1 protein-coding gene is annotated in these 1,562 nt (G+C 53.6%); it reads right to left on the reverse strand.

Annotated features, from left to right (window positions below; genetic code table 11):
- Positions 1 to 124 precede the first annotated feature (124 nt).
- Positions 125 to 1,562: Ig-like domain-containing protein (locus tag L1D11_RS22420; RefSeq protein WP_239862825.1), on the reverse strand; the 1,438-nt coding region annotated here is incomplete at its 5' end.

Here is a 1,562-nt window from a genome sequence, read left to right on the forward strand (position 1 = left end):
GTGTAAGTTTGCTCGGTAACGCTACCGTCTGGGTTCGTGATCGCAAGAGTGATGGTATCGCCCGCTTCGACTCCGGTCGGAATACTGACCGACACTTGTAACCCATCGCTGTTTTCATTCGCATTCACAAAACCATCAGCGGCTTCGGCGTGTAAGTTTGCTCGGTAACGCTACCGTCTGGGTTCGTGATCGCAAGAGTGATGGTATCGCCCGCTTCGACTCCGGTCGGAATACTGACCGACACTTGTAACCCATCGCTGTTTTCATTCGCATTCACAAAACCATCAGCGGCTTCGGCTATTGTCAAGGTTGGGGCAGTATCGCTGCTGCCATCTCCGTCTTCATCTCCCGGCACGGTGGTGTCGAGTTCAAAATCGATTGACGTACTTGAGCCAGTGGTGTTGCCTGCGGCATCACTGATGGTCGAGGTGATGCTGTAGTTGCCATCTTSGGATAGAGACGGAATGGTGATCCCTGCTGAGCCGTTACTTATRTCGATCGCCGTCACYGTGTAAGTTTGCTCGGTAACGCTACCGTCTGGGTTCGTGATCGCAAGAGTGATGGTATCGCCCGCTTCGACTCCGGTCGGAATACTGACCGACACTTGTAACCCATCGCTGTTTTCATTCGCATTCACAAAACCATCAGCGGCTTCGGCTATTGTCAAGGTTGGGGCAGTATCGCTGCTGCCATCTCCGTCTTCATCTCCCGGCACGGTGGTGTCGAGTTCAAAATCGATTGACGGAATACTGACCGACACTTGTAACCCATCGCTGTTTTCATTCGCATTCACAAAACCATCAGCGGCTTCGGCTATTGTCAAGGTTGGGGCAGTATCGCTGCTGCCATCACCGTCTTCATCTCCCGGCACGGTGGTGTCGAGTTCAAAATCGATTGACGTACTTGAGCCAGTGGTGTTGCCTGCGGCATCACTGATGGTCGAGGTAATGCTGTAGTTGCCATCTTCGGATAGAGACGGAATGGTGATCCCTGCTGAGCCGTTACTTATGTCGGTCGCCGTCACCGTGTAAGTTTGCTCGGTAACGCTGCCGTCTGGGTTCGTGATCGCAAGAGTGATGGTATCGCCCGCTTCGACTCCGGTCGGAACGCTGACCGACACTTGTAACCCATCGCTGTTTTCACTCGCATTCACAAAACCATCAGCGGCTTCGGCTATTGTCAAGGTTGGGGCAGTATCGCTGCTGCCATCACCGTCTTCATCTCCCGGCACGGTGGTGTCGAGTTCAAAATCGATTGACGTACTTGAGCCAGTGGTGTTGCCTGCGGCATCACTGATGGTCGAGGTAATGCTGTAGTTGCCATCTTCGGATAGAGACGGAATGGTGATCCCTGCTGAGCCGTTACTTATGTCGGTCGCCGTCACCGTGTAAGTTTGCTCGGTAACGCTGCCGTCTGGGTTCGTGATCGCAAGAGTGATGGTATCGCCCGCTTCGACTCCGGTCGGAACGCTGACCGACACTTGTAACCCATCGCTGTTTTCACTCGCATTCACAAAACCATCAGCGGCTTCGGCTATTGTCAAGGTTGGGGCAGTATCGCTG

Source organism: Vibrio sp. Isolate32 (genome assembly GCF_022397955.1).
Taxonomy (GTDB): Bacteria; Pseudomonadota; Gammaproteobacteria; order Enterobacterales; family Vibrionaceae; genus Vibrio.